We start from the raw sequence: 21,602 nt of genomic DNA, 5'->3' as shown, positions 1-21,602 counted from the left end.
AGCGCGGTCGACAAAGCACCCAGACTTGAATGCTGGAGGACCGATTGGAAGATCGGCCCGTTGCCTCGGTCACGGCAGGAATCCAGCGACTGCGCCTGCGACAGTGCTCAGCGACGGGACTTCTGAGGCTTTCAGCGCTGAACGGGGGCAAGCAACTCCGACGCAGGTGGTAGGCTAGTCGATCAACAACTTGCGTCGGATCGAATTCATGAGTTTGGCGGCGGGCGCTGCAGCAGTGGACTTGGCCCAGCGGCAGCGCGACCGCCTGCCATTGGCCATGCAGCGTGCACAGGAGAAGCTTGCCGGTCTTGCGCCCTCCGGGGAGGCCACGCCTTTGCTGAAGGCCTCCCAAAAAGCACAGACGGTGGCACAGCGGGTGATCTGGCTGCAGCGAGCTGCATCGGCCTGGGCTCGACCGATGGAGGCACTCTCAGCTTGCCGAGCAGGGTGCAGTCATTGTTGTCAGATCCCGGTGACGATCTCTCTGATCGAGGCCCGTCTGCTGGGTCGCGCCAGCGGCAGGGCGCCGAGCGTGCCAAGACGCAGCCTGCGCGTCGCAGATCACGCGCAGGCCGAAAACCTGTCCGAGATGGAACGGCAGTTGCAAACGGGTCCGCTGACGCCTTGCCCGTTTCTTCGTGCAGACCGTTGCACCGTCTACGAGGCTCGCCCGGTGGCATGCCGCACCTTGCTCAACCTGGATGACGACGATCTGCTGTGCCGGCATTCGGGCGGAGGGAGCTCCCAGGCTCCCTATGCCGACGCCACAAAGCTCAAGGCCTTTGCACTGATGGCGCAGGCTGACACGCAATACGCGGATATCCGGGACTTCTTTCCAAGCATGCGGGATGGACTCTAGCCCTCTCCACGGTGCGTGCTTGGGAGGAAGAAACAGACAGGCAAAGCTCGGGATGCGCAGCTGGAATCGGCATCCGGCCCCTTTTGCAACGCCCGGCTTGCTGAACGCAGGCGCGCGGGGCCTTCACAGGTTCGCGCCGGACTGATTGCGGGCGTCCGCATCATCGGCTTGCAGCAGGCCGAGTTTGCGCAGTGTCCGGTGGAAGTTGCTGCGGTCCATCTCAGCTTCGCGCGCGGCGTTGGCCAGGTGACCCTGATGCCGCGTCAACACCTCATCGAGCCAGGCTCGCTGGAACGCCAGCGTGGCTTCACGCAATGTGCTGCGCACCGCAACCGGAGGGACCTGGCCCTCTGCCGGTAAGGACACGGCCTTCCCCCTCAGGTCAGCCGGAGCGCCAACTGCGGAACTCTCTAACGCCAGGTGGCGTGGTTCGATGGCCGTCCAGCGTGCCCCGCGGGGCTGCTCCCTGACGGCCCGCAGTGATGCGCGACTGATCACATGCTCAAGCTCGCGCACGTTGCCTGGCCAGACGTGCGCCAACAAGGCAGACTTCGACGCCGGCGAGAGCCGTAGGTTGCGCGCGCCCAAGCGATGCTGGTTTTCCTCCAGGAAGCCGCCGGCGAGCGCGAGCACATCGCGTCCCCGTTCGCGCAGCGGCGCGACGACCAGCGGATAGACCGAAAGCCGGTGGTAGAGATCCGCGCGAAACCGTCCCTGCGCGATCGCCGCGGGCAAGTCACGGTTGGTGGCCGCAATCACGCGGACGTCGACCTTCAATGTGCGATCGCTCCCAGGGCGCTGCACCTCGCCGCTTTGCAGCACGCGCAGCAGCTTGGCTTGCACGCTCAGCGGCAATTCTCCGACCTCGTCCAGAAAGAGCGTGCCACCGTCCGCGATCTCGAACTTGCCATCGCGGTCGTGCATGGCGCCCGTGAACGCGCCGCGCTTGTGGCCGAAGAGCTCGCTGTCCGCCAGCGCCTCGGGCAGTGCCGCACAGTTGACCTGCACGAGCGGCTGCTCGCTGCGACGCGAGCGCGCGTGCAGGCGTTGCGCCACCAGGTCCTTGCCCACGCCCGTCTCGCCCAGCAGCAGCACCGTCAGGTCAGACACGGCGACCGTCTCGATCTCGCTGTAAAGCTGCTTCATGGCCGCGCTGCTGCCCAGCAATTCGCGCGGTGCGCCGCGCCCGGCGCGCAGCGCGTGAGCCACGGCCTGCTCGCGCGCGGCGCGAGCTTCCATCTCGCGGATCGTCTGGACGGCCTCCATGCCCGCTTCGACGAGTGCCACGAGTGCCTCGACCTGGGCCGGGCTCACGGCGTCGAATGTGTGCGGCTCGAGGGCATCGAGTGTCAGCAAGCCCCACGGGATGCCGCGCAGGCGCAGCGGCGCGCCCATGCAGTCGTGCACAGGCAGGATGCCTGGCTGCCCCGCAATCAGGCCATCGTAGGGGTCCGGCAAACCGCAGTCATGGGCGAACCGCAGGCCTCGCGAACTGTCGAGCAGACGCGCAAAACGCGGGTGGGCAGCCACCGGGAACTGGCGTCCGAGTGTCTCCTCGCTCAAGCCGTCCACGGCCATCGGCCGAAGAACATCGCCTTCGAGTTGCAAGAGGGCGGCCGCATCGCATTGAACGAGTCCGCGCGCCGCGGCCAGAAGCGATCGGTATCTGCTCACTTCAGCCGCCGAATGCGGAAGGTCATGGGTCAAACTGACATCATTTGTGGTCATAAATACAACTGTTTGAAGTTGTCAATTTGACCATTGCAAAAAAATCACCAATGGCGACAGGGACTTGGCTCATGGTTGTCGCTGGCACAGATCGTGAGATGTCGACACCGCCAACATCAATTCGGAAAAGCCATGAACCCGCAAACCATCGCCATCGTCAAGTCCACCGTGCCCGCGCTTCAGGTGCACGGCGAGGCCATTACCCGCCACTTCTACCGCCTCATGCTCGAGGGGCATCCTCAGCTGAAGGCATTCTTCAACGAAGCCCACCAAGCGGCCGGCAGCCAGGCTCGGGCGCTGGCAGGTGCGGTCGTCGCTTATGGAGCACACATCGACCGTCTGGAAGCCATTGGCGATGCGCTGCCGCGCATCATCCAGAAGCATGCGGCACTCGGCGTGCTGCCCGAGCACTACCCCATCGTCGGCAGCTACCTGCTGCGTGCCATCAAGGATGTGTTGGGCGCCGCCGCCACCGATGAAGTCATTGCCGCCTGGGGCGAGGCCTACGGCGCACTGGCCGACCTGCTGATTGCCGCTGAGGAAAAGGTCTACAGCACCAACGCAGCACAACCCGGAGGCTGGCGCGGGACGCGCGAGTTTCGCGTCGCGCGTCGCGAGGATGAAAGCGATGTCATCACGTCGTTCTACCTGGAGCCCACCGACGGCGGCGCGCTGCTCGCCTTCTCGCCTGGCCAGTACATCACGCTCGTGCTGGACATCCACGGCCAGCCGGTGCGACGCAACTATTCGCTGTCCGACGCGCCAGGCAAGCCGTGGTACCGCATCAGCGTCAAGAAGGAGGAGGGGGGCCGGGCTTCAAACTGGCTGCACAGCACTGCGACCGTCGGCGCGCGACTGCAGGTCCAGGCACCGTGCGGCGACTTCGTGCTGCAGCCCGCAGGAGAACAAACCCGTCCGCTGGTGCTGGTCACCGGGGGCGTGGGCATCACGCCGGCGATGAGCATGCTGGAATCCATGGCGCACACGGGTCGCCCGGTGCATTTCGTGCATGCGGCCCGTCACGGCGGCGCCCACGCCTTCCGCGCACGCGTGGATGCTCTGGCTGCGACGCATGCGAACGTGAAGCCGCTGTACGTCTACGACACGCCACGCGCCGCCGACCGGCCGCATGCGATCGGCTTCGTGAACCGAGAACTTCTGGCCCGGCTGCTGCCATCCGACCGCGACGTGGACCTGTATTTTCTCGGACCCAAGCCCTTCATGAAGGCCGTCTATGCCGATGGGCTGGCGCTTGGCGTACCGAAGCAGCAGCTGCGCTACGAGTTCTTCGGCCCGCTGGAAACGCTCGAGTCCTAGGACACACGCGAGGCTCACGCACCGCCACCCGTCAGGTGGCCCGCGACGGCCGCAGGACGATCCGCAGCACCCTCGCCTCGACAGAGCGCTGCCTCCGGAAAGGAAGAACGTTTCAGAAGATCTGGCTGTCAGTGGGGGAGGGCGCCCGTCGGAACACGGTCATTGAATCTCGAGCGACTGGGACCAGAGCTTGCGGAAAAAGGACTCCACGGCTCTGTTGAAAACGCTGCTCGAATGCAGACCGACGGTGGACTCGATCATCGCGGGCCTGCCGAAGTCCGCGCTCGATACCCAGCTCGACAAGCACCACCTTGGCATTGCAATCACCGTGCAGGGCGACGCGCACATCAGGGAAGCTGCGCTTGATCACGCTCGCCTCCTTGCGCGCGCTGGCATTCGCGATGGATGGAGATCTTGTGCGGTCGCTTGCCCAGGATCCGCGACACGTAGTCCGGGTCGAGCAGCCTGCCGGTCACGATGTAAATGGAACCGGTGACGCGCGCGATCTGAGACAGTCGCGCGCCCCAACTGCCGGTGCCCATTGAGGTCTTCGCGTCACCGCAGGAAAAAGCAAACCCGCTGCTGTCGTCAAGAAAAACCATTTCAACTCGCCGCTGAAGAATTCGGCTCGCAAGAAAAACTTCACCTTCGACCAAGGCCATGCCGAATCGCCTTCCCCCGGTCTGCGCACGGTGCAAATCGCACACCGAGCTAAGGTCTTGAGCACGGGCAGGGGGAGTCCCCCCGGCACGCGAGGTTGCGCTGGAGGCGGTGCTGCAAGAAATCACGCGCCTCCTGTTCACACCTGCGACCGCATCGCTAGGCCACCAACGTGCCTGAATCCGTCGCCGCTCCCGTGTACGGCAAACAGATGCGCACTTCTGCGCCGCCACCGGCGCGCGCTGAAGCGCTCGCGTGGCCGCCATGGGCCCTGCAGATCGCTTGCACGACCGACAGGCCCAGGCCGGTTCCGCCGGCGTGCCGCGAGCGAGACTGCTCGCTGCGCCAGAAGCGCTCGAAGAAGCGCGAGAAGTCCTTGTCATCGGATGAAACACCCGTGCCCCGGTCGCGAACGATCAGTTCAACGCCCAGGTCTCGCTCCACAAGGTCAATCTCCACGATGCCACCGTCACCTGCGTAGCGCACCGCGTTGTCGATGAGGGCCGACAGAGCCTGACCGAGTCGCGTCCTGTCCGCGCGCACGGTCTGCCCGGCATCGACATGGTTGACGGCCCGCACGCCGCGTGCCTGCAAGGCGGGGCTGGCCCAGTGGATTCTTTCATCGACGAATTGCCGCGCGGCGAACTCGCTGATCTCCAGATGCAGTCGGCCACCTTGCGCGAGCGAAAGAACCTGCAGGTCACCGATGATGCGCTGGATCTGCTCCAGCTGATCCAGAACCGTGGCGATCTGGCCCTCTTCGTACGGGAACACCCGATCCAGAATGCCCTGCAGTCGTCCCATCGCCGCAGTCAAGGGCGTGCGAAGTTCATGCGCGATGGCCGCACTCGAATCGTGGAGCTCCCTGTCGTACGCTTCCAAGCGCTGCGCCATCTTGTTGAAGTGCATCGCGAGGCGCTGGAGTTCAGCGGGCGCCGCTTCGAGCACCGGTGCCCGGGCCGAGAAGCGTCCCGTCGCCACCGACTCTGCGGCCGCGACCACATGCGAGACCGGTCGAACGATGCGGCGCGCCAGAATCAGGCCGAACGCCACCACAAAGGGAACGATGGCCAGGCTCAACAGCGCCTGCACGATCAGATCCTCGGTATCGGACGGCGGCGCGAAAAGCTCACCGTACATGGCATAGATTTCCTGCAACCGCTTTGCGTTCTTTTCCGGCTCGATCTCAAGACGCCGCATCTCTGCGGCCACACCGGGTGGCAGTTTGGACTCAGCCTTTGCTTCCAGGTAGTTGTAGCGCCCCCACATCCCGGCTTGCACCGCTGCGGTCGCAGCAATGGCCAAGACGACCATCCGCCAAGTGAGCCACGCCCAAAGTGATCGACGCGAGCGCATCGCTACGAACCGCCCAGGCGATAGCCGACGCCTCGCACAGCGAGGGGGATGCCCGTGACACCGCGCTCCTCCAGCTTGCGCCGCAGGTTGTGCATGTGCGTGTCAACCACCCGTTCGAGCGCATCGCTTTCAGGCAGACAGGCTTGCAGCAGCTCGAACCGAGTGAAGGCCTTGCGCGGATGCCGCATCATGGTCGACAGCAGCTTGAATTCGGTGATCGTCAATTCAAGCGGATTGGCATCACCGTCGACATGCACCGTCACGGCATCGAGATCGAGCTCGAGCGCTCCATGAGAAAGCCGGGACTTCGCAGCGAACGACGCAGCACGCGAACGCCGAAGGACGACCTGCACGCGTGCGACGACCTCCTTCGGATTGAAGGGTTTGACCACATAGTCGTCCGCACCGTAGCGCAGCGCGCCGAGCTTTTCGGCCTCGTCATTGATGGCCGTCACCATGATGACCGGGACATCGCTCGCGCGGCGCATGGCGGCCAGGACCTCACTGCCACTCAGTCGCGGCAACATGTAGTCCAGCAGCACCAGCGCCGGCTGCCACTGCCCGAACATCCGCAGCGCCTCCTCACCATCACGGCTGTGCGCCGTTTGGAACCCTTCACGCTGCAGGTAGGCAGAAAGCACCTCGGCAATCTGCGGGTCGTCTTCAACAATCAGGATACGTTCGTCGGCCATAGAGCAGTCAATGTGCGCCGCCGGCGGAGTGACGTCTTCTTCTGCAGGGCAGGAGACGCTCGCGGCGGGGTGCGCATTATCTGGCGCCGACGAGAGATTTCGATCTCATAAACACCGCCTTCATGTCATGGAATTCGCATCGCGCTGCGGTCATCTTCACATTGCAGCAGCCTTGATCAAATCTTGGCAATTCGTGGCGCAATCCTCCATGTTGGAACACCAGAATGCTGGAGCACATGCCGAGATTCGCAATATCGTGCGCCCGCAGTCCAAGCTCGAGCCAGCCGAGTTCGCGTTCATCGACCCGCGAAGTAGTCAAAGCTGGTGAAGGAGCGTGGCATCAGGATCGAGCAGTAGCTCTCCGGAGTCGTGGCTGCACCGATGGCTCGGCTATACAGTTCGGTCAGCGCAGCCATCCGTGCTTTCCCTCGGATTACGTATCAAAACGTTGCATATATTGGGCGCGCTTTAAAACAAAAGGAGAAGCCGACCATGTATCAACAGGTACTCACACGCTGGCTCGCAGGCATGGCGATCGCCACGGGGGCAATGGGCAACGCGTCGGCCCTGGAGGTTCTGGTCGCGCAGGTGGCGCCGATGCGCGGCCTCGAGGCCAAGCAGGGGCAGGGCTATGCGGCCGGCATGCGCCTGGCTTTCGATGCTGCGAACCGCAAGGGCGGCGTGAACGGCCACGCCTTCGCGCTCGCGACGGAGGACGACGGCAGCCGGCCCGAATCCACCGTCGAGCAGACCCGCAAGCTGCTCACCGAGAAGCGGCCGCTGGTGCTGGCCGGCTACTTCGGCAGCCAGAATCTGCGCGAGCTGCTGGCCACGCGGCTGCTGGAGCAGCAGCGCATCGCGCTGGTGGGCTACCGCACCACCGACATCGCACCCGCGCATACGCAGCTCTTCAACGTGCGCGCCGACATCCCGAGCGAGCTTGCCAAGCTCACCACCCAGCTGTCGACGGTGGGCATCACCAAGCTGGGGCTGCTCTACGAAGCCGGCCCCGGAAGCGACGCCATCGTCGCGGCGGCCGACCAGGCGGCAGCGCAGGCCAAGGTCCGCTTCGTGACGCGCGCTCCCTACACGGGCAGCAACCGGGGCGCTAACACATCCATCTCCGAAGCGGTGCAGGTGTTCACCAAGGCCGCGCCGCAGGCCATCATCCTGGTCGCCAATGGCGCACCGACCGCAGCCTTCATCGAGGCCTACCGGATCAGCGGCGGCGCGGCGCAGCTCTTCGCGTATTCGGGCGCGGACATCGAGCAGTTGTCGCAGCGCCTGGGCGAGGACCACTTGAGGGGCGTGGTCATCTCCCAGGTCACGCCGAACCCCTACAAGAGCACCAGCCGGCTCGAGCGCGAGTTCACGGAGGCGTTCAACCAGCAGAAGCCCAAGGAGCCGAAGAGCTACCTGATGATGGAGGGCTACATCGCCGGCCGCGTGATCGTGGAGGCCGTGCAGCGCCAGGGCCGCACGCCCACGCGCGAGGGCACTATCGCCGCGCTGAACGGGATGACCGACTACGACCTCGGCGACTACGTCATCGGCTTCGGCGGCGGCGGGCGCAACGGCTCGAAGTTCGTAGAGCTTTCGATCGTGAACGGCAGCGGCAAGGTTCAGCAGTGACCGGAACCCGGCGCTTCTCCTGCTGAACGGAGCGGCGCCTTTTTAGCTATTCACGGGTCTTTCCGACAAGCGCCACGACCTCCGTGAGATCGGCAATCTGCCCCTGGTGCAGAAGCGCGAGCTTTTCCAGCTTCCTGCGCCCGGCTGCCAGCAGATGAACCTCGACCTGGCGCCGATCCGTGGTGCCGGGCTTGCGCTTGACCAAGCCCGCCTCCTCGCCGCGCGAGAGACGAGCGCCACCACTCCGTGAAGCTGGGCCTGCAGCCGTTCAGCGATCTCGCTCACCGTTGCCCACTCGCGACCCGGGGAGATCTGTGCGCGGAGCATCAACTGGTACTGAAGCACTGTCGTGTCGCGCCCGATTCGGCGGGCCTGCTGCTCGCCGCGCTCACCCTGCTGCTGATCGTGCTGCTGCCGTCCATACGCTCCAAGCGCGAGGAGGCTTTCGTCGAGGAGGGTGGGTAACACCGGCGGCGTCCCTTCGGACATCCACTCGCAGGGATTCGCACGCTCCCCGGGGGTATGGGATCATCTGCGCGATCAAACGCATCCTCGGTTGGGGAAACACGGATTGCGCAGATGAACACTGCATACTCTGCTGCCTTCAGCACGGACAACCGATCTCGACAAGATGAAGGTGAATGCAATGGGAGCATCAACCCACTTCGCAGGCGTGCAACGGAAGTGGCGGAATTTCTGGCTGATGAGCGTGGCCATCCTTTCGGCTTCCGCGGGATCGACACTCTGCGCATCCACACATGATGAGGAAGATGCCTATCAGCGTGTGCTGGCTTCGCGCTCGTGGCGGACGTTCTCCCAGCAGGTCTCGAAGAACTATGTCAGGCCGATCAAGGCGGGGGAGCTTGAGGCGAAGTGCAAGGCTTCCATCTCTGGTCTATCCAGTCAGGACCACACAAGCCTGATTGAGCGTTGCATCCGTGCAGCTCTCAAAGGCCTGGATTCAACCTCTGCTTACCTCAACGCGGCTGAATGGCGAGCGCAGCGAGGAGATGCACCGGGCAAATCGGCGGGCATCGGCCTCGAGATGCGGGCACATTCCGGCGACGATGGCCTTATCGAGATCGTCTCACCCATCAAGGGAGCGCCTGGAGAAAAGGCCGGACTGAGGGCAGGGGACTTGATCGTATCGATCGACGGCATGTCGACCAGTTCTCTTTCCCTGGCCCAGTCGGTCAATGCATTGCGAGGCGAGGTAGGCACGCGAACGACACTGCAGGTGCGCAGGTCGGGAACGAACGAGCCGCTCCAGTTCACGGTGACCCGCGAGCCGATCAAGGCAGCTACCGTCAAATCGGCAAAACTGCTATCTGCGGGCGTCGGATATTTTCGGCTGCTTCAATTTCAGGATCGCACACGCAACGAAGTGCTTGCCGACGTTGCGAGACTGGAGGCAGACAACGCTGGCCCCTTGCAAAGCCTTGTGCTTGACCTGCGCGATTCTCCTGGCGGACTCCTGAGTGCCACGGTGGGCCTTACCGCGCTGTTCGTCCAGCCTGGCTCCGTGATCGTTCGGGTGTCCGGGCAGCATGTTGGCGCGAGCCGGGTCTATCGAGCCGTAGCCGGCGACTATGCAAGCGGTACTTCGGTGCAGGCTGATGAGCCAACGCGCCCATCGCTGCTGTCACTGCGACTGGTTGTCCTTGTCAACGCCAAGACGGGTGCCGGTGCCGAGGCGTTGGCCAAGGCATTGCAGGAATTGCGCAAGGCCACGGTGCTAGGACAACCGAGCGCAGGTCTGGCTTCGATTGAAACGATTCTGCCCCTCGACTTCGGTACGGCGCTGAAACTCACCACAGGAGCCATGTCTTCGCCCAAGGGGACGTCATGGCAGGGGCGCGGCGTCGAGCCGGATGTGCTGGTGAATGCCGGTGCGCGTGAAGAGGGAGAGTTTGGAAGCATCCCTGCAGACGCAAATCTCATGGCCGCCATTGCTCGGCTGAGGAGCCCTTGAGCATGGCCCGCTGGCTGTAGCACGCCTCGGCCTCTGGTAAGGGCAGCGGCCATGCTGCCCCTTAAGCCGCCGCCCTGACCACGCCAACTGGATCATGCGCCTTCTCTTGGCATTTCGGAGAAGTAGAAATTTTCTTCGGAATTGCTCATCTTCATGGAAAGTTTCGGTATTTCAGAAAATATTTGCATTCGCGGCATGCGACCTCCAAAATTTCGGATTTTCAGAAACTCCTTATTGAAGTGCAGCAAGCGCCCGCGGGAAATGGCGCGGGACGGCGCCCGGACAGGAATGGTTCGCTACGACTCTCGCGGAGATCGGCGAGATCCCTTCAGTTCGTCGGACCCTGGCAGGGGCCGCAGGGCCCGAGAACGGACAAGATGCCGCGTGGATTCCGCCAGAACCCCTGGGCTCATGTCGCCAACCGGGTGACGATGCGGGCCTGCCACGTACGCCTGACGACTGCTGCCTCAGGTAAGGAAACTCTTACCTTGTACCCCTGCCTCTTGGCTTATCTTCGGTGATCATCCCAGGAGGCCAGACATGCAACAGATCGCCGTGGTGGATGATGACCCTCTCGTCATCGAACTGCTCACCCGCTGGCTCAAAGAAACCGTTCACGATTGCCAGATTTCATCGTTCTCCGAACTCGAACCGGCTTTGCGTGCCATCGACGATACGGATTTCGATTTGGTGGTCTCTGACGTGGATCTTGGCACGGGCTCGGACAAGTTCGGGGGGGTAAAAATTGCCAAGGCCCTGGATACGCGACGCACTCCACTGTTGGTGATCACGGGGTTCACCGTGGAGGAAGGGGTCTTCAAGGCGCTCGACGCATGGGACTATCTCCAGAAACCGGTGGATGAATCTGATTTCAAGTCGGAGGTCAGGCGCGCGCTCACGTTCAGGCGCGCACTGACCGACACGGATTCGGCGCACGATTCGGATGGCGATTTCCCGAAAGTCCCGGATCTCAAGATCAATCGTCGCGGTCGGAACAACATTCAATGGAAGGGGCATCCCCTTCGCATGTCGATGTCGAAAATCGACATCGTTGAAGCTTTGGCCCGAAATGCGGGCACGGCTGTCAATCACAAACAGCTTTACGAATTCATAGTCAGTGGCAAAAATCTCAGGAATCTGCGTGTCAAGGTTTCTGAAATTCGGGACGAATTCCGTTCCGTCGATCCTGAGTTTGATCAAATCCAAGCTGTCGTCATGAATGGCTATTTGTGGCAGTTGGACTGATTGCCGCAGCAAGAGCGCGGGTCGCCGCGGTCGAAGCATTCATCCTGGGTTTCGGCAACCGCGTCGGCGTCTGGTATCGCCGCAGAGCCCTGTGGCTGCGAACGGTTCTGTTCCTCACGGTCCTGTTGGTCGTGACGGCATCCGCTTCGATACATCTGTATTTCCTTTCGTCCGACCGCGCCAAGGAAATTCGGCGGGAGCTCTTCCAGCGCGATCTTCGTGACCTCGTGGGGCGATTCGACGCCGACGAAAGGTTCGTTCTTGAAAACAATACCTCGGAGCTGATCGGGGAAAGGCGGGCGCTGAGGCCGTTGCTGCTGCCCAGGGCCTACTACACCGGTTTGCCGACAACTGCCGCAACGGTTCTTCCTCGCCAGCCGCCTCGCAATTGCTTTGTCTACCTCGAGCCGATTGGCGAAGGGCAACCCTCGGACGATGATCGCTTCTGTTCGTATTTCGGGGAGTCCAAAGCCGCCGGGCGCTACCTGTATGTCGCGGGCACGTTCGCGGAGGACGATGTGGTTCCACTCAAGCCCGGCGACCTCAAGATGGTCGCCGACACCATCAAGATCGACATCGAGGCGAGCGGCCAAAAAGTCACATGGTGGCTGGCGTTTCAGCCCCCGCCGTTCTTTGCCCGCCGCGATCGCTATGAACTGACCGCGTTCCGTCAGGTAGGAGACAACCAGCGGGACCGGGATCGAAAAATCGAGGGGTGGGCCTATCTGCAAAGGCAGGCCCGGAGCTCTCGACTGCATTTCATCGCACGGCTGGACTTTCGGGAATTCATCGAGCCCAAATCCGACGAGGAGTGGCCTCCCAACGGATGGCATGGAACCACCTTCTCTGTTGAGCGAAGGGATGCGTCGGCGAACACGTCAATCATCAGAACGATCAAGTACCGCGGCGACGGCAGGGCCGAACTGTCCCTCTCAAGCCTCGGCACGCAGATCTTCAATGCCTACGGCAGTATCCAGTTGCGCAAGATCGGGGAGACACCCGAACAGGCCTGGTCGATCGATCCGCCGGAAAATCTCCGAGCGAAGTTTGCGCCCGGGTTTCTGGGGGCAAAGCTTGAAAAGGGCGACTTGTTGCTGCCGGCGACTCCCACGAGCCAGTCGGAGTCGATTCCCGACACGAATCTTTCCGTGACAGTGGCGCACCCTTGGAGACTGATCGAGAAGGGGTTCTGGCAGATATTCATCTACCTCCTCGTTCTGCTGACGGGAAGTGGTCTGGTCTTCTGGTACTTCGTGCGAGCCTTGCTCGGGCCGATCGGTGAATGGGCAAAGTACTCGGAACAGTTGGCGGTCACGCGGCGAGACCTGAATGTCAGCCTGCCTTACGGCGACCAGAGGAATGAGATTGGAATGCTCGCCACAGCCATCAACGGGCTGATCAAAAGCCTCAGAGATCAGATGGCGCAGGCGCATGACGAGCGAGAAAAAAGAGCGGCCGAGAGCCGTCGCCAGCGTGACCAGGAAGTCGAGAACAGGATGCAGAACCTCAAGGTCATGGGCCATGAGATCCGATCTCCGCTACAGGCTTTGATGGCAATTCACTCCGGACCCAACGATCCAGGCAGGCGTTATGTAGATCGCATGTTCGCGGCTCTTCCCCACCTGATGGGTGGCGCCTCAGCCGTGGACGCAATCGGCTCCCGAGAAATGGACATCGTTGAGTTTGATCTCGCGCACTTTCTTTCGGAAGTGGCTCGCAATGCCGAGCACGCGGACATCTCGCAGGTCGAGTATGGAGGACCGCCGCAAGGCGTCAGGTGTCTGGCAGACTTGTTCTCGTTTGAAGACGCGTTGACTCACGTGCTGAACAATGCGGACCGCCACCGGGCGCCCGATACGCCGATCCGGCTCGTGCTTGTTGCGCAAGATGAGGCTGCGGGCGTCGAGGTGTGGAATGACGGTCGGAATATCCCCCACGACAATCTCGAGAAAATCTTTGAGTTCGGATTCTCGACCGCAACCACGGCTGAAGGCTACGGTCAGGGAGTAGGTCTCTACGTGGCGCGCGACTATCTTCGACGCATGAGGGGAACGATCACCGCGCGCAACTACGCGAGTGGCGTTGTTTTCACACTGATGCTCCCCATCGCGCCAAGCCTGTTCGCGTAAGAAAAATCTTATATGCGCTAATGCTCGCGCAAGAACTTCGCCATAACCGGTGCCTGTCGAACTTACGCAAAGCTCGACAAACTGGATGCTCTTCACAAAGTGCGGCCTTCGCCGACACAGAAGAACAGCAACATGGCACAAAAACACAACATCATCTTCTACCCCGTAGGCAACGGCGACACGACGCAGATCATCACTGCGAACGGACGCCGCATCCTGTTCGACTTCAATCACTGCAAGGCGGCCGAGGACGCGGCCGACCCGCGCATCGATCTGCACAATCAGCTCAAGCGCGAGCTGAGCGAGGCCAAGCGCGACTACTTCGACATGGTTGCTTTCACCCATGCCGATCTCGACCACATCTGCGGCAGCACCAACTTCTTCGAGCTGCGCCACTCGGGCACTTACCAGGGGGAGGGGCGCACCAAAATCAACGAACTCTGGGTTCCAGCGGCCATGCTCATCGAAGAAGTGCGTCGCGACCAGCTTTCGGACGAATTCGCGCTCTGGCGCAAGGAAGCGCGCCACCGCTTGCTGGAAGGCAAGGGTATCAAGGTGTTCTCCCACCCCGAAGAGGTCGACAAGTGGCTGCACCCGGCCCTCAAGGAGCGCGGAGAGTCGACGGATGCTCGTGACCACCTGTTCGTGGACGCCGGAACGGTGGTGAGCACCTTCAGCCTTGCTGCTGACGGGATCGAATTCTTCACCCATTCTCCGTTCATCGAGCACTGCGAAGACGGCGACTTCGTTCGCAACGACGCGTCGCTCGTCTTCAACGTGCGGTTGGCGGCGGACGGTGCGCACTACGACTTCCTGCAGATCGGCGACAGCAGCTGGGAAGTGCTTGAGGACATCGTTCGCATCACCAAGTACCACGGCAATGAAGATCGTCTGCGCTACGACCTCTTCAACATTCCCCACCACTGCAGCTATCTGTGTCTGAGCGATACGAAGGGGGAGAAGGAGACGATCCCGAAGCCGGGCGTCAAGGAGCTGCTGCTGTCGGGCAAGAAGAACGCGTACATCGTGAGCTCGAGCTACCCGATCCCGAACTCGAAGGACATGTACGAAGAGATCCAGCCTCCGCACATCCAGGCGCGCAACGCGTATGAGTCCCACCTGACGCAAGTCGGTGGCCGGACGTTCATCGTCACCATGGAGGAACCGAACGCAGCAAAGCCGTCGCCCTTGGCGTTCGAGGTGAGCGCGGGCGGCGTTGCATGGATCAAGGCGATCGCTGGCGCTCCGGCCCTCCTGACGTCCTCGCCGCCGCGCGCGGGGCTCTCCGCAAGCACGGTGCGGGTGGGCTGACATGGATGAAGATTGGGGAACCCTGCCGCAGGGTGAGCTGCTGCAGGGACCACAGGACCTTCAGGAACCACGCAGCATCGCGATCGCGACGGCGGTGCAGCGCCATTCCGACTTCGAGTTGGTACGCTGCATGCAACTCGAGCGAGGAGGGCGCCTGGAACTTCTCGTCGTGGACGCAAAGTGCCACGCCGTGCCGCCCAACAATCCTTTCGGGATCGAGTTCATCGAGCGGATCGCGATGATCGTGGGCTCGGACGCGAAGCAACTCGTGGAGGTGCTCGCGGTGCGCCGCGGCTTCCCGCGCCTCATGCACCAGAATGCGCGTCCGCCCGGATGCCCGCCCAGCCTTTGCCTCTATTTCGAGCCGCCGCGATCCGTGACGCGAAGCTGGACGCCTGAGAGCTTTCTCGGGCGTATCAAGTTCTGGCTGGAAAAAACGGCCCGTGGAGAGCTGCATCCCGCGGATCAGCCTGTCGAGCAGATCTTTTTCACCACCTCCAACGAACTGGTCCTGCCGTGGAACGTCGACACCCTTCTGACGGGGAATCCGAAACAGAAATTCGACCTTTTCGAGGGAGTCAAACGCACCGAGCACAGCTCGACCTTCTTGCTCCAGCCGCGCCTGGAGGGCGTCAAGCGCAGCCCGAGCCTTTCGTTGGTGAGTCTTCGGTTGCCTCCCGTCGTACACGGGCGCATCGAGGAAGATCCCCCGACTCTCGGCCTGTTGGCGGATATGCTGAGCTCGCGCAGGGTTGATCTGGTTGCGGCGCTCGAACTTGCAATCAGCGCAGCCGTGGGGAGCGACGGCGCCGCGGCCGCAACGGACAGCACCGGGACCGTCATTCTGCTCGACATGCCGATCACGCGCGCGCCGGACGCCCAGGCGGAGCGTCGTGCAAGGCGCGCGTATCTGGTCAACCACGGCGCGCTCAAGCTCGGCGAGATGATGGGCGAGCTCCATCGGGTCGGCGACAAGTACTGGCGAGTGAAGCTGCTGGAGCCGGCGGCCAAGTCGACGGCGTGGAAGTCGGTTGAGATCGAGGCGATCGAGGTGCTGCAATGCGCCGATCAAGCGGCCGCGCGGCGCCAGGCCGGCACCGTCGGGCCTGGGCTCATGGCAACACTGGTTGGCGCGGGTGCGCTCGGCGCGACGATGCTCGATCTGTGGGTGCGTTCGGGTTGGGGTGAGTGGACAGTCGTCGATAAGGACCACGTCAAGCCACACAACCTGGTGCGTCACCCCGCGGATCTTCGACATCTGGGCCACTACAAGGAACAGGTTGCTGCCGCTCGCGCCGAAGAGATCCGCGATGGTGCCGCACCCGTGACGCCCGTACACGCGGATGCGTGTGATCTGGTCGACGGCGGTCTCCTGCCAGCCCTGCGCAGCGGGAGGCTGGTGGTGGATGCCTCCACGACGTTGGAGTATCCCAGGCTTGCAAGTGCACATGATGACGCCGGGCGTCACACCTCCGTGTTCCTGACACCCTCCGGGTCGGGGTGTGCCCTGTTGTTGGAGGATGCGGCGCGCACGATACGCCTCAGATCGCTGGAGGCACAGTACTACCGCGCCGTCATCACGCAAGATTGGGGTGAACACCACCTTGAAGGAAGCGCTGGCACGTTCTGGAGCGGTGCGAGTTGCCGGGATATTTCGGTGGTGATGCCGTATTCGGCGGTGCAGGTCCACGCCGCGCTACTGGCAGAGCAAGTTCAGAAGCTGACTTCGTCCGACGAGGCCAGTGTCCGCGTCTGGTCACGCGACGCGGGCACTGGCGCGGTCGCGCTTCATGAACTCGCCGTGCACCAGGAGCACAAGATTGCCTTCGATGACATGGATTTGTTCACCGATGCGGGTGTCACCGCAAAGATGCGCGCGCTGCGCGAACACCATCTCCCCAACGAGACGGGAGGAATTCTGCTGGGCTATCACGACTTGAACATCAATGCCGTCGTTGTCGTGGACGCACTCGAAGCGCCTTCCGACAGTCGCTCATCGCCTGGGCATTTCGAGCGGGGAGTGGAGGGCGTCGCGAGTGCGGCGCGGGAAGCTTCCAGGCGGACCGCCGGGATCGTCGGCTACGTGGGGGAGTGGCACAGTCATCCCAAAGGCCATGGCGCCGATCCGAGCGCTGATGACTTCTATCAGCTGGTGTACCTGGCGTTGGGGATGGCGCAGGACGGGCTGCCTGCCGTGTCGCTGATCGTCGGCGACAAGGGTGACCTGCGAGCCATTAAAGCTGCGGTGGGCTCATGAAAGGGGCCGAGCCGATCCAGTCTCTGCGCCATGAGAGCGTGCCGCCGTTCGTCGAGGAAGTTGAACAATGTATGCAAAAGCGGGGGGGGCGATGATTGACCTGTTGAAGGATCCTTACGAGCGCAAAGCGCGCCTTTTCCCGGGTTTGATGGTGGCGCTGCCACTGCTTGTGCCATTGGTTTGCGTCTACGGCCCTCGCCACCCCGTCCTGACGGCGGTCGTCGCCGTGCTCGGTGGGTGCGGCGCGCTCTACACGTTGGCGAGCGTGACGCGCGGCCGCGGCAAGCAACTCCAAAAGAGCCTGCTTGCCGAATGGGGCGGTCTGCCGACCACGATTGCCCTTCGACACTGCGAAACCTCCGCATTGGATGGCGTCAGCAAGCAGCGCTATCACGCGATGATCGGCACGAAGCTGCAGATTGCCATGCCGACTGCTCAAGAGGAACGCGCGGATCCGGCCAGGGCGGACGATGTCTACAACGGGGTCGCGAAACGTCTTCGTGAATTGACTCGGAACAACAAGGGCCTGCTTTTCAAAGAGAACATCGCTTACGGTTTTCACCGAAACATGTTGGCGATGAAGCCCGTGGGCATCGTGACGAGCTTGATGGGCCTGGCCTACGGATTGATCATCGCCAAAGCTCTGCAACTTTCGCCGCTGCAGTTCGCCCCGATCCATCTCGCAGATCCAGGGTTGGCTGCAACGCTGACGCTATTGGTCTCAGTGGCTCTTCTGGCCGCCTGGCTGCTCTACTTCAACAGGAAAGCCGTGCTTCATATCGGATTCTCATATGCGGAGCAGCTGTTTGAGTGCTTGACTGCTCTTCCGGATGTTTCCGTGCGCAAGCGCGCCGCAAAAGCCGTGTCAGTTCACCCACAGGCCGCAGAGCTGGACAAGTAGTTGCATGGCGTGAACGCGTCCTTCAACTCTGCTCCTGTGTTGGGCGGGAACTCGGGGTTGCGATGCGCTCCTGGTCTCTTCAGGGCTGCTTCATTTCTGCTCCCAGCCCACAACTACACCGTTCTCGAGCGTCACACGAAGCAGGTAGCGATTCTTTCCAGCCGGGTGGTACTTCCAGATCTGGCGATGCCTGGTCTTCATGACCCGCGACTCGATGTCCGATGGCTGGCCCAGCGAATCCCCGAGCTGTTCTTCGGTCTGCCCCTGCCAGAAGCTGCAGGACATGATCCCTTCGACGATGTCAGGATCGCCATACTTGGCCAAGAGCGCGGCGCACCGCCGCTTGCGCGCTTCGCTCTTGAGCCAAGCGCGGGCTGCGGCAACGAGTACGACGACGACTATCAGGGCAATCAACACATCCATGCTTCAGCATCCGTTGTAGTTTTTGCGCCCGCTCGCGGTGATCGTGTAAGTACCGCCTCGAGGCCCGACGTAGCAGGTGCGGCCGCCGACCGCGTAGTTGCGACCCGCCGAGAGGGCCGCGCGCGGCTTGGATGGGGGAGTAGAGCGATTGCGGCGCGGCACCGGCGGAGGAGGAACTCGTGTCGAAGGTGCCGCGGGATAGGTCGTTCGCCACGCGCAGGCATTCCAATCGTTTGCGCGCGGGCTCCATGGCATTGCATGCCTCCAGCAGGATCGCTGGCGTCGCGGCGCAAGACGGGCCCAGCGCGGTCAGGGCGCTCAGTGCAAGCAGCGCGTTGAAGACGGCAGGGGCCTTCATGTCAGTTCTCCTCGAGCTTTGCAGGTTTCAGCCTGTCTTATGTCCGTATCAATTTCCGTATCAATCATGCAGTGGACCTTCCGAAGGGAGTTCCAAGAATCCCGTATTCATGGGAGGTGAAGCCAAGCGGTACACCGCCGATTCGAAGCGAAACCGATCGCCTCATCCCATGAATAAGGGATTGGCGTGCGGATTTCTTTCGCTGAACCTACCCGGAAGGGTGAATCTCCGCTTGGAAACCAACTCCAGGCGCAGACTTGCCTTTTCCCACAGGAATGAATGACTGTCACGAGGAGGCCTCATGAAGAAAGCACTCGCGTTCGGGATCTTGTCCATCGCTGTATTCGTCTCGCCCTTGGCTGTCGCCAAAGGAAGCTCAGGCGGCCGAGTCGCGTATGGAGGAGGGCATCACACGGCCAGCCACGGCGGGTCCTACTCCGGCGGGCAGGGCAGTTCGCATCGCGGTGGCACCTACCGCAACACCAGGACCAGCGACCGGTACGGCACGCACAAGTAGTCATGGCAAAGAACGACCCCACAGGCGACAACGCCCGCCGCGGTGCGGTGAAAGACCGTTCGCAGGTGCTCAATCCCAAAACGGGCAACTGGACCAAGCGCAACTCGGACGACGGGCGCTTCATGGATCAGAAGCAGGATGGAACGCCTTTCAAGGGCGTGCGGCGCGAGAAAGGGAAGTGAAGAGGAAGTCGCCAGGCTGTTGAGACCGACCACTGGCGATGACCATCGAGATTTGCCCGATTCTCAGGCCTGATGCTTGAGATCCAGCAGCCCGACTTCGCGCCCGAGCAAATGCCCGGCGAACCGGTCGCGAGCTTGCAGCGCGAGGTCCAGCGCAAGCTGGGGCGTTGCCTGCTTCGCCTGCAGCAATACGAGCGCCTGGTCAAGGCGTTGGCGGTCGACTTCGAGATCGCCGGTCCTTCCGACGAACTCGAGGACATCCGATGCAGGCGTGGCGAAGCCGTCGCAAAGCTCACGCTGGGGCAACTGATCAAACAACTCACCGGCATCTATCTGCAACCGCAAACCGCTTCAGACGCGGCAGGAGGCCGACTGGGAGCCGGTCGACTCGAGCCGCACTGGTTTCGGATGCACACGCGCATGACGCTGGATTAGGCGGACTACGATCGAACGGTCGATGACCTGAAGGAGTTGGTTGCGCTTCGCAATGACGATGTTCAACTCGAACAGTGCACGGCCGTATTGCGTCGTGCCGCGGCCGAAGTCGGTCGAGTCGCGCGCTGAACGGAAGATGGCGGCCTTGTCGCTGTAGAACGCCACGGGCTTGCCATGTTCCTCGAGGTACGACCGCGTGGTTTCGAAGTACGCGAAGGCCGACTCGGTCGGCACGAAGTGCAGCTGCATCAATCGGCTGGTCGCGTCGTCGACGAACACCAGCAGCGTACAGGCCGGCGCGCGGTCTTCGAACCAGGCGTGGTCGCTGCCATCGATCTGGATCAGTTCACCCAGGCAGGACCGGCAGTTGCGCGGCTGGTGGATCTTGGGGGCGCGCTGCTGCGGGGCGTCCATAGGCCTGTCGCCACCATCAGAGCCCGAACGGTTTCCTTGCTGAATACGACGCCATGACATTCCTTCAGCTTCTCGGCGGCCAGTGTCGGGCCGAAGTCGGCGTAGCGCTCGCGAATGAGCTCGACGGCGCGCTCGGCAATCCCTGCGGCCAGCTGGTTATTGCTGGGACGCCCGCACTTGCGTGAGACCAGGCCGGAGGGCCCATCGTCCAGGTAGCGGCTCACCAGCCGCTCGATCTGCCTTCGGCTCATGCCAAGCCGCTGCGCGGCCTGGGCGACCCGCAGCATCCGGTCGACCACCGCCTGAATCGTCTTGAGCCGATCGACCTCGCGCATCGTCATAGTGATCGTCGCAGCAGGTGTCGCCGTGGCTATGCCTCGGAGCTCGGGGCAGCGAGCTTTGCGACATTTGAACTTTGCTGGAATGCGACATTACAACTTTGCTCCCACACGTGAGTTTTATCCAATTTATGTTATGTTAAATAATATTGCTAATTAGCCCGCTGGAGAGCGGGACTCGCGGTGGTTCAGTTCTACTTCGGCGCGGACACTCCGGGTAGCCAAAATCCCTCATGAGATGCATCTCTGGTCCATCCGGTAATCGGTGTTCCGTCAGGGCAACAGCTCCTCGGAGTCGAACCATTCAGCCGATAGCTCTGCCTTGCACTCCCGCAAAATCGAATGCAGGTAGCCAGAGGCTGACGCTCGTCCCGCGTCCCGGCGCCGATCAACACGCAGCCAGCCCCCGGATTGGGCGGCAAAATCGTGAAGCTTCGATAGTCCCCCGCTTGGGACCGGGGCCCTGCCGCTTGTCGCGGGGAGTTGCGCACCGTCCACGTGCAACTCGCAGGGAAAGGCTATTTCGCCTGCCCTCGTCATCGCCTCGAGCAAGAGGAAGTGCCCGTTTTCCCCGTTGGCCGGCGCTACCACCCGAAACACCATGCGGCCGATGGGCGGCGCATCTGCGCGCGCTTGCAGCACCAGCCGCAGCAACGCCTCCTCGAGTGCGTCGGGGTCGACCCACCAGGGCGGACATTCCGAATCGACATGCAAGACCACCGTTAGCCGACGATCAAAGGCATGCCAGAGCAGATCGGCAAACGAGCAGAGGAAAGGCAACACCTCGACGCGCACGAGCGCAAGCACCGGTAGACCTGCCTTCGCATCGGCAAGCGCCAAGCGCAACAACGCATCGGAGACGGTTTCGTACATGGA

20 protein-coding genes and 2 pseudogenes are annotated in these 21,602 nt (G+C 62.4%); 12 read left to right on the top strand and 10 right to left on the bottom strand.

The window, feature by feature from the left end:
• Positions 1 to 208: 208 nt before the first annotated feature.
• Positions 209 to 859: a YkgJ family cysteine cluster protein gene (locus tag ACAM57_RS34385; protein ID WP_369662659.1), complete on the top strand. Its 651-nt coding sequence runs from the start codon at positions 209 to 211 to the stop codon at positions 857 to 859.
• A 123-nt stretch (positions 860 to 982) separates the two neighbouring features.
• Here ACAM57_RS34385 and norR read toward each other — a convergent pair whose 3' ends face one another.
• A complete protein-coding gene (gene norR / locus ACAM57_RS34380) occupies positions 983 to 2,587 on the bottom strand; it encodes a nitric oxide reductase transcriptional regulator NorR (protein ID WP_369662658.1) in 1,605 nt (534 codons plus the stop codon).
• Positions 2,588 to 2,719: 132 nt separating this feature from the next.
• Between norR and hmpA the strand changes: the two genes are divergently transcribed.
• A complete protein-coding gene (gene hmpA, locus ACAM57_RS34375) occupies positions 2,720 to 3,904 on the top strand; it encodes an NO-inducible flavohemoprotein (protein WP_369662657.1) in 1,185 nt (394 codons plus the stop codon).
• A 112-nt stretch (positions 3,905 to 4,016) separates the two neighbouring features.
• On the opposite strand, the gene ACAM57_RS34370 is transcribed toward hmpA, so the two are convergent.
• The 4 genes from ACAM57_RS34370 to ACAM57_RS34355 all read right to left on the bottom strand — a co-directional run bounded on the left by ACAM57_RS34370 (position 4,017) and on the right by ACAM57_RS34355 (position 6,612).
• Complete coding sequence (locus tag ACAM57_RS34370; protein WP_369662656.1) at positions 4,017 to 4,274, bottom strand: hypothetical protein; 258 nt, start codon at positions 4,272 to 4,274, stop codon at positions 4,017 to 4,019.
• Positions 4,252 to 4,566 (bottom strand): hypothetical protein, encoded by a 315-nt coding sequence (locus ACAM57_RS34365; RefSeq protein ID WP_369662655.1) that lies wholly within the window; start codon positions 4,564 to 4,566, stop codon positions 4,252 to 4,254. Before ACAM57_RS34365 ends, ACAM57_RS34370 begins: the two co-directional genes overlap by 23 nt.
• Positions 4,567 to 4,723: 157 nt before the next feature.
• A complete protein-coding gene (locus ACAM57_RS34360; RefSeq protein WP_369662654.1) occupies positions 4,724 to 5,869 on the bottom strand; it encodes an ATP-binding protein in 1,146 nt (381 codons plus the stop codon).
• A gap of 53 nt (positions 5,870 to 5,922) precedes the next feature.
• On the bottom strand, positions 5,923 to 6,612 hold the full coding sequence (locus tag ACAM57_RS34355) for a response regulator (RefSeq protein ID WP_369662653.1): 690 nt from the start codon (positions 6,610 to 6,612) through the stop codon (positions 5,923 to 5,925).
• A gap of 127 nt (positions 6,613 to 6,739) precedes the next feature.
• Between ACAM57_RS34355 and ACAM57_RS34350 the strand changes: the two genes are divergently transcribed.
• Positions 6,740 to 6,940: a hypothetical protein gene (locus tag ACAM57_RS34350; RefSeq protein WP_369662652.1), complete on the top strand. Its 201-nt coding sequence runs from the start codon at positions 6,740 to 6,742 to the stop codon at positions 6,938 to 6,940.
• 164 nt (positions 6,941 to 7,104) lie between these two features.
• A complete protein-coding gene (locus tag ACAM57_RS34345) occupies positions 7,105 to 8,244 on the top strand; it encodes an ABC transporter substrate-binding protein (RefSeq protein WP_369662651.1) in 1,140 nt (379 codons plus the stop codon).
• 46 nt (positions 8,245 to 8,290) lie between these two features.
• Here the strand turns inward: ACAM57_RS34345 and ACAM57_RS34340 are convergent.
• Positions 8,291 to 8,592: pseudogene (locus tag ACAM57_RS34340) on the bottom strand (MarR family winged helix-turn-helix transcriptional regulator); the annotation flags it as partial.
• Here ACAM57_RS34340 and ACAM57_RS34335 point away from each other — a divergent pair.
• The 7 genes from ACAM57_RS34335 (at position 8,491) to ACAM57_RS34305 (ending at position 18,059) form a co-directional block, all read left to right on the top strand.
• On the top strand, positions 8,491 to 8,709 hold the full coding sequence (locus ACAM57_RS34335; RefSeq protein ID WP_369662920.1) for a hypothetical protein: 219 nt from the start codon (positions 8,491 to 8,493) through the stop codon (positions 8,707 to 8,709). The pseudogene ACAM57_RS34340 and the gene ACAM57_RS34335 overlap by 102 nt on opposite strands.
• Before the next feature lie 166 nt (positions 8,710 to 8,875).
• Positions 8,876 to 10,216, top strand: a complete 1,341-nt coding sequence (locus ACAM57_RS34330; RefSeq protein ID WP_369662650.1) for a S41 family peptidase — start codon at positions 8,876 to 8,878, stop codon at positions 10,214 to 10,216.
• Positions 10,217 to 10,756: 540 nt separating this feature from the next.
• On the top strand, positions 10,757 to 11,461 hold the full coding sequence (locus ACAM57_RS34325; protein ID WP_369662649.1) for a response regulator transcription factor: 705 nt from the start codon (positions 10,757 to 10,759) through the stop codon (positions 11,459 to 11,461).
• Entirely contained in the window at positions 11,446 to 13,590 is a 2,145-nt protein-coding gene (locus ACAM57_RS34320) for a sensor histidine kinase (RefSeq protein WP_369662648.1), read from the top strand. Before ACAM57_RS34325 ends, ACAM57_RS34320 begins: the two co-directional genes overlap by 16 nt.
• Positions 13,591 to 13,722: 132 nt before the next feature.
• Positions 13,723 to 14,901, top strand: coding sequence for a hypothetical protein (locus ACAM57_RS34315; protein ID WP_369662647.1), 1,179 nt, complete (start codon positions 13,723 to 13,725; stop codon positions 14,899 to 14,901).
• Between the two features lies 1 nt (position 14,902).
• Positions 14,903 to 17,158, top strand: coding sequence for a ThiF family adenylyltransferase (locus ACAM57_RS34310; protein ID WP_369662646.1), 2,256 nt, complete (start codon positions 14,903 to 14,905; stop codon positions 17,156 to 17,158).
• Between the two features lie 91 nt (positions 17,159 to 17,249).
• Positions 17,250 to 18,059 carry a hypothetical protein gene (locus ACAM57_RS34305; protein WP_369662645.1) on the top strand — a complete coding sequence of 270 codons (810 nt, stop codon included), beginning with the start codon at positions 17,250 to 17,252 and terminating at the stop codon, positions 18,057 to 18,059.
• Between the two features lie 90 nt (positions 18,060 to 18,149).
• Here ACAM57_RS34305 and ACAM57_RS34300 read toward each other — a convergent pair whose 3' ends face one another.
• Entirely contained in the window at positions 18,150 to 18,482 is a 333-nt protein-coding gene (locus ACAM57_RS34300) for a DUF2845 domain-containing protein (RefSeq protein WP_369662644.1), read from the bottom strand.
• An 877-nt stretch (positions 18,483 to 19,359) separates the two neighbouring features.
• On the opposite strand from ACAM57_RS34300, the gene ACAM57_RS34295 reads away from it, so the two are divergent.
• Positions 19,360 to 19,539: a hypothetical protein gene (locus ACAM57_RS34295; RefSeq protein WP_369662643.1), complete on the top strand. Its 180-nt coding sequence runs from the start codon at positions 19,360 to 19,362 to the stop codon at positions 19,537 to 19,539.
• A 63-nt stretch (positions 19,540 to 19,602) separates the two neighbouring features.
• Here ACAM57_RS34295 and ACAM57_RS34290 read toward each other — a convergent pair whose 3' ends face one another.
• The 3 genes and pseudogenes from ACAM57_RS34290 to ACAM57_RS34280 all read right to left on the bottom strand — a co-directional run bounded on the left by ACAM57_RS34290 (position 19,603) and on the right by ACAM57_RS34280 (position 21,599).
• Complete coding sequence (locus ACAM57_RS34290) at positions 19,603 to 19,878, bottom strand: hypothetical protein (protein WP_369662642.1); 276 nt, start codon at positions 19,876 to 19,878, stop codon at positions 19,603 to 19,605.
• A 153-nt stretch (positions 19,879 to 20,031) separates the two neighbouring features.
• A pseudogene (locus ACAM57_RS34285) lies at positions 20,032 to 20,729 on the bottom strand (ISNCY family transposase); the annotation flags it as partial.
• 270 nt (positions 20,730 to 20,999) lie between these two features.
• Positions 21,000 to 21,599, bottom strand: a complete 600-nt coding sequence (locus ACAM57_RS34280) for a hypothetical protein (RefSeq protein WP_369662919.1) — start codon at positions 21,597 to 21,599, stop codon at positions 21,000 to 21,002.
• Positions 21,600 to 21,602 lie beyond the last annotated feature (3 nt).

The organism is Variovorax sp. V15 (genome assembly GCF_041154425.1).
GTDB lineage: Bacteria > Pseudomonadota > Gammaproteobacteria > Burkholderiales > Burkholderiaceae_C > Variovorax > Variovorax guangxiensis.
This window is presented reverse-complemented; position numbering and strand designations above follow the sequence as displayed.

Excerpts from the sequence above, each read along its gene's own strand:
- ACAM57_RS34385 (WP_369662659.1), top strand. The coding sequence starts at position 209 with ATGAGTTTGGCGGCGGGCGCTGCAGCAGTGGACTTGGCCCAGCGGCAG.
- norR (WP_369662658.1), bottom strand. The coding sequence starts at position 2,587 with ATGACCACAAATGATGTCAGTTTGACCCATGACCTTCCGCATTCGGCG.
- hmpA (WP_369662657.1), top strand. The coding sequence starts at position 2,720 with ATGAACCCGCAAACCATCGCCATCGTCAAGTCCACCGTGCCCGCGCTT.
- ACAM57_RS34365 (WP_369662655.1), bottom strand. The coding sequence starts at position 4,566 with ATGGCCTTGGTCGAAGGTGAAGTTTTTCTTGCGAGCCGAATTCTTCAG.
- ACAM57_RS34355 (WP_369662653.1), bottom strand. The coding sequence starts at position 6,612 with ATGGCCGACGAACGTATCCTGATTGTTGAAGACGACCCGCAGATTGCC.
- ACAM57_RS34350 (WP_369662652.1), top strand. The coding sequence starts at position 6,740 with ATGGAATTCGCATCGCGCTGCGGTCATCTTCACATTGCAGCAGCCTTG.
- ACAM57_RS34345 (WP_369662651.1), top strand. The coding sequence starts at position 7,105 with ATGTATCAACAGGTACTCACACGCTGGCTCGCAGGCATGGCGATCGCC.
- ACAM57_RS34330 (WP_369662650.1), top strand. The coding sequence starts at position 8,876 with ATGAAGGTGAATGCAATGGGAGCATCAACCCACTTCGCAGGCGTGCAA.
- ACAM57_RS34325 (WP_369662649.1), top strand. The coding sequence starts at position 10,757 with ATGCAACAGATCGCCGTGGTGGATGATGACCCTCTCGTCATCGAACTG.
- ACAM57_RS34315 (WP_369662647.1), top strand. The coding sequence starts at position 13,723 with ATGGCACAAAAACACAACATCATCTTCTACCCCGTAGGCAACGGCGAC.
- ACAM57_RS34310 (WP_369662646.1), top strand. The coding sequence starts at position 14,903 with ATGGATGAAGATTGGGGAACCCTGCCGCAGGGTGAGCTGCTGCAGGGA.
- ACAM57_RS34305 (WP_369662645.1), top strand. The coding sequence starts at position 17,250 with ATGATTGACCTGTTGAAGGATCCTTACGAGCGCAAAGCGCGCCTTTTC.
- ACAM57_RS34300 (WP_369662644.1), bottom strand. The coding sequence starts at position 18,482 with ATGGATGTGTTGATTGCCCTGATAGTCGTCGTCGTACTCGTTGCCGCA.
- ACAM57_RS34295 (WP_369662643.1), top strand. The coding sequence starts at position 19,360 with ATGGCAAAGAACGACCCCACAGGCGACAACGCCCGCCGCGGTGCGGTG.
- ACAM57_RS34280 (WP_369662919.1), bottom strand. The coding sequence starts at position 21,599 with ATGTACGAAACCGTCTCCGATGCGTTGTTGCGCTTGGCGCTTGCCGAT.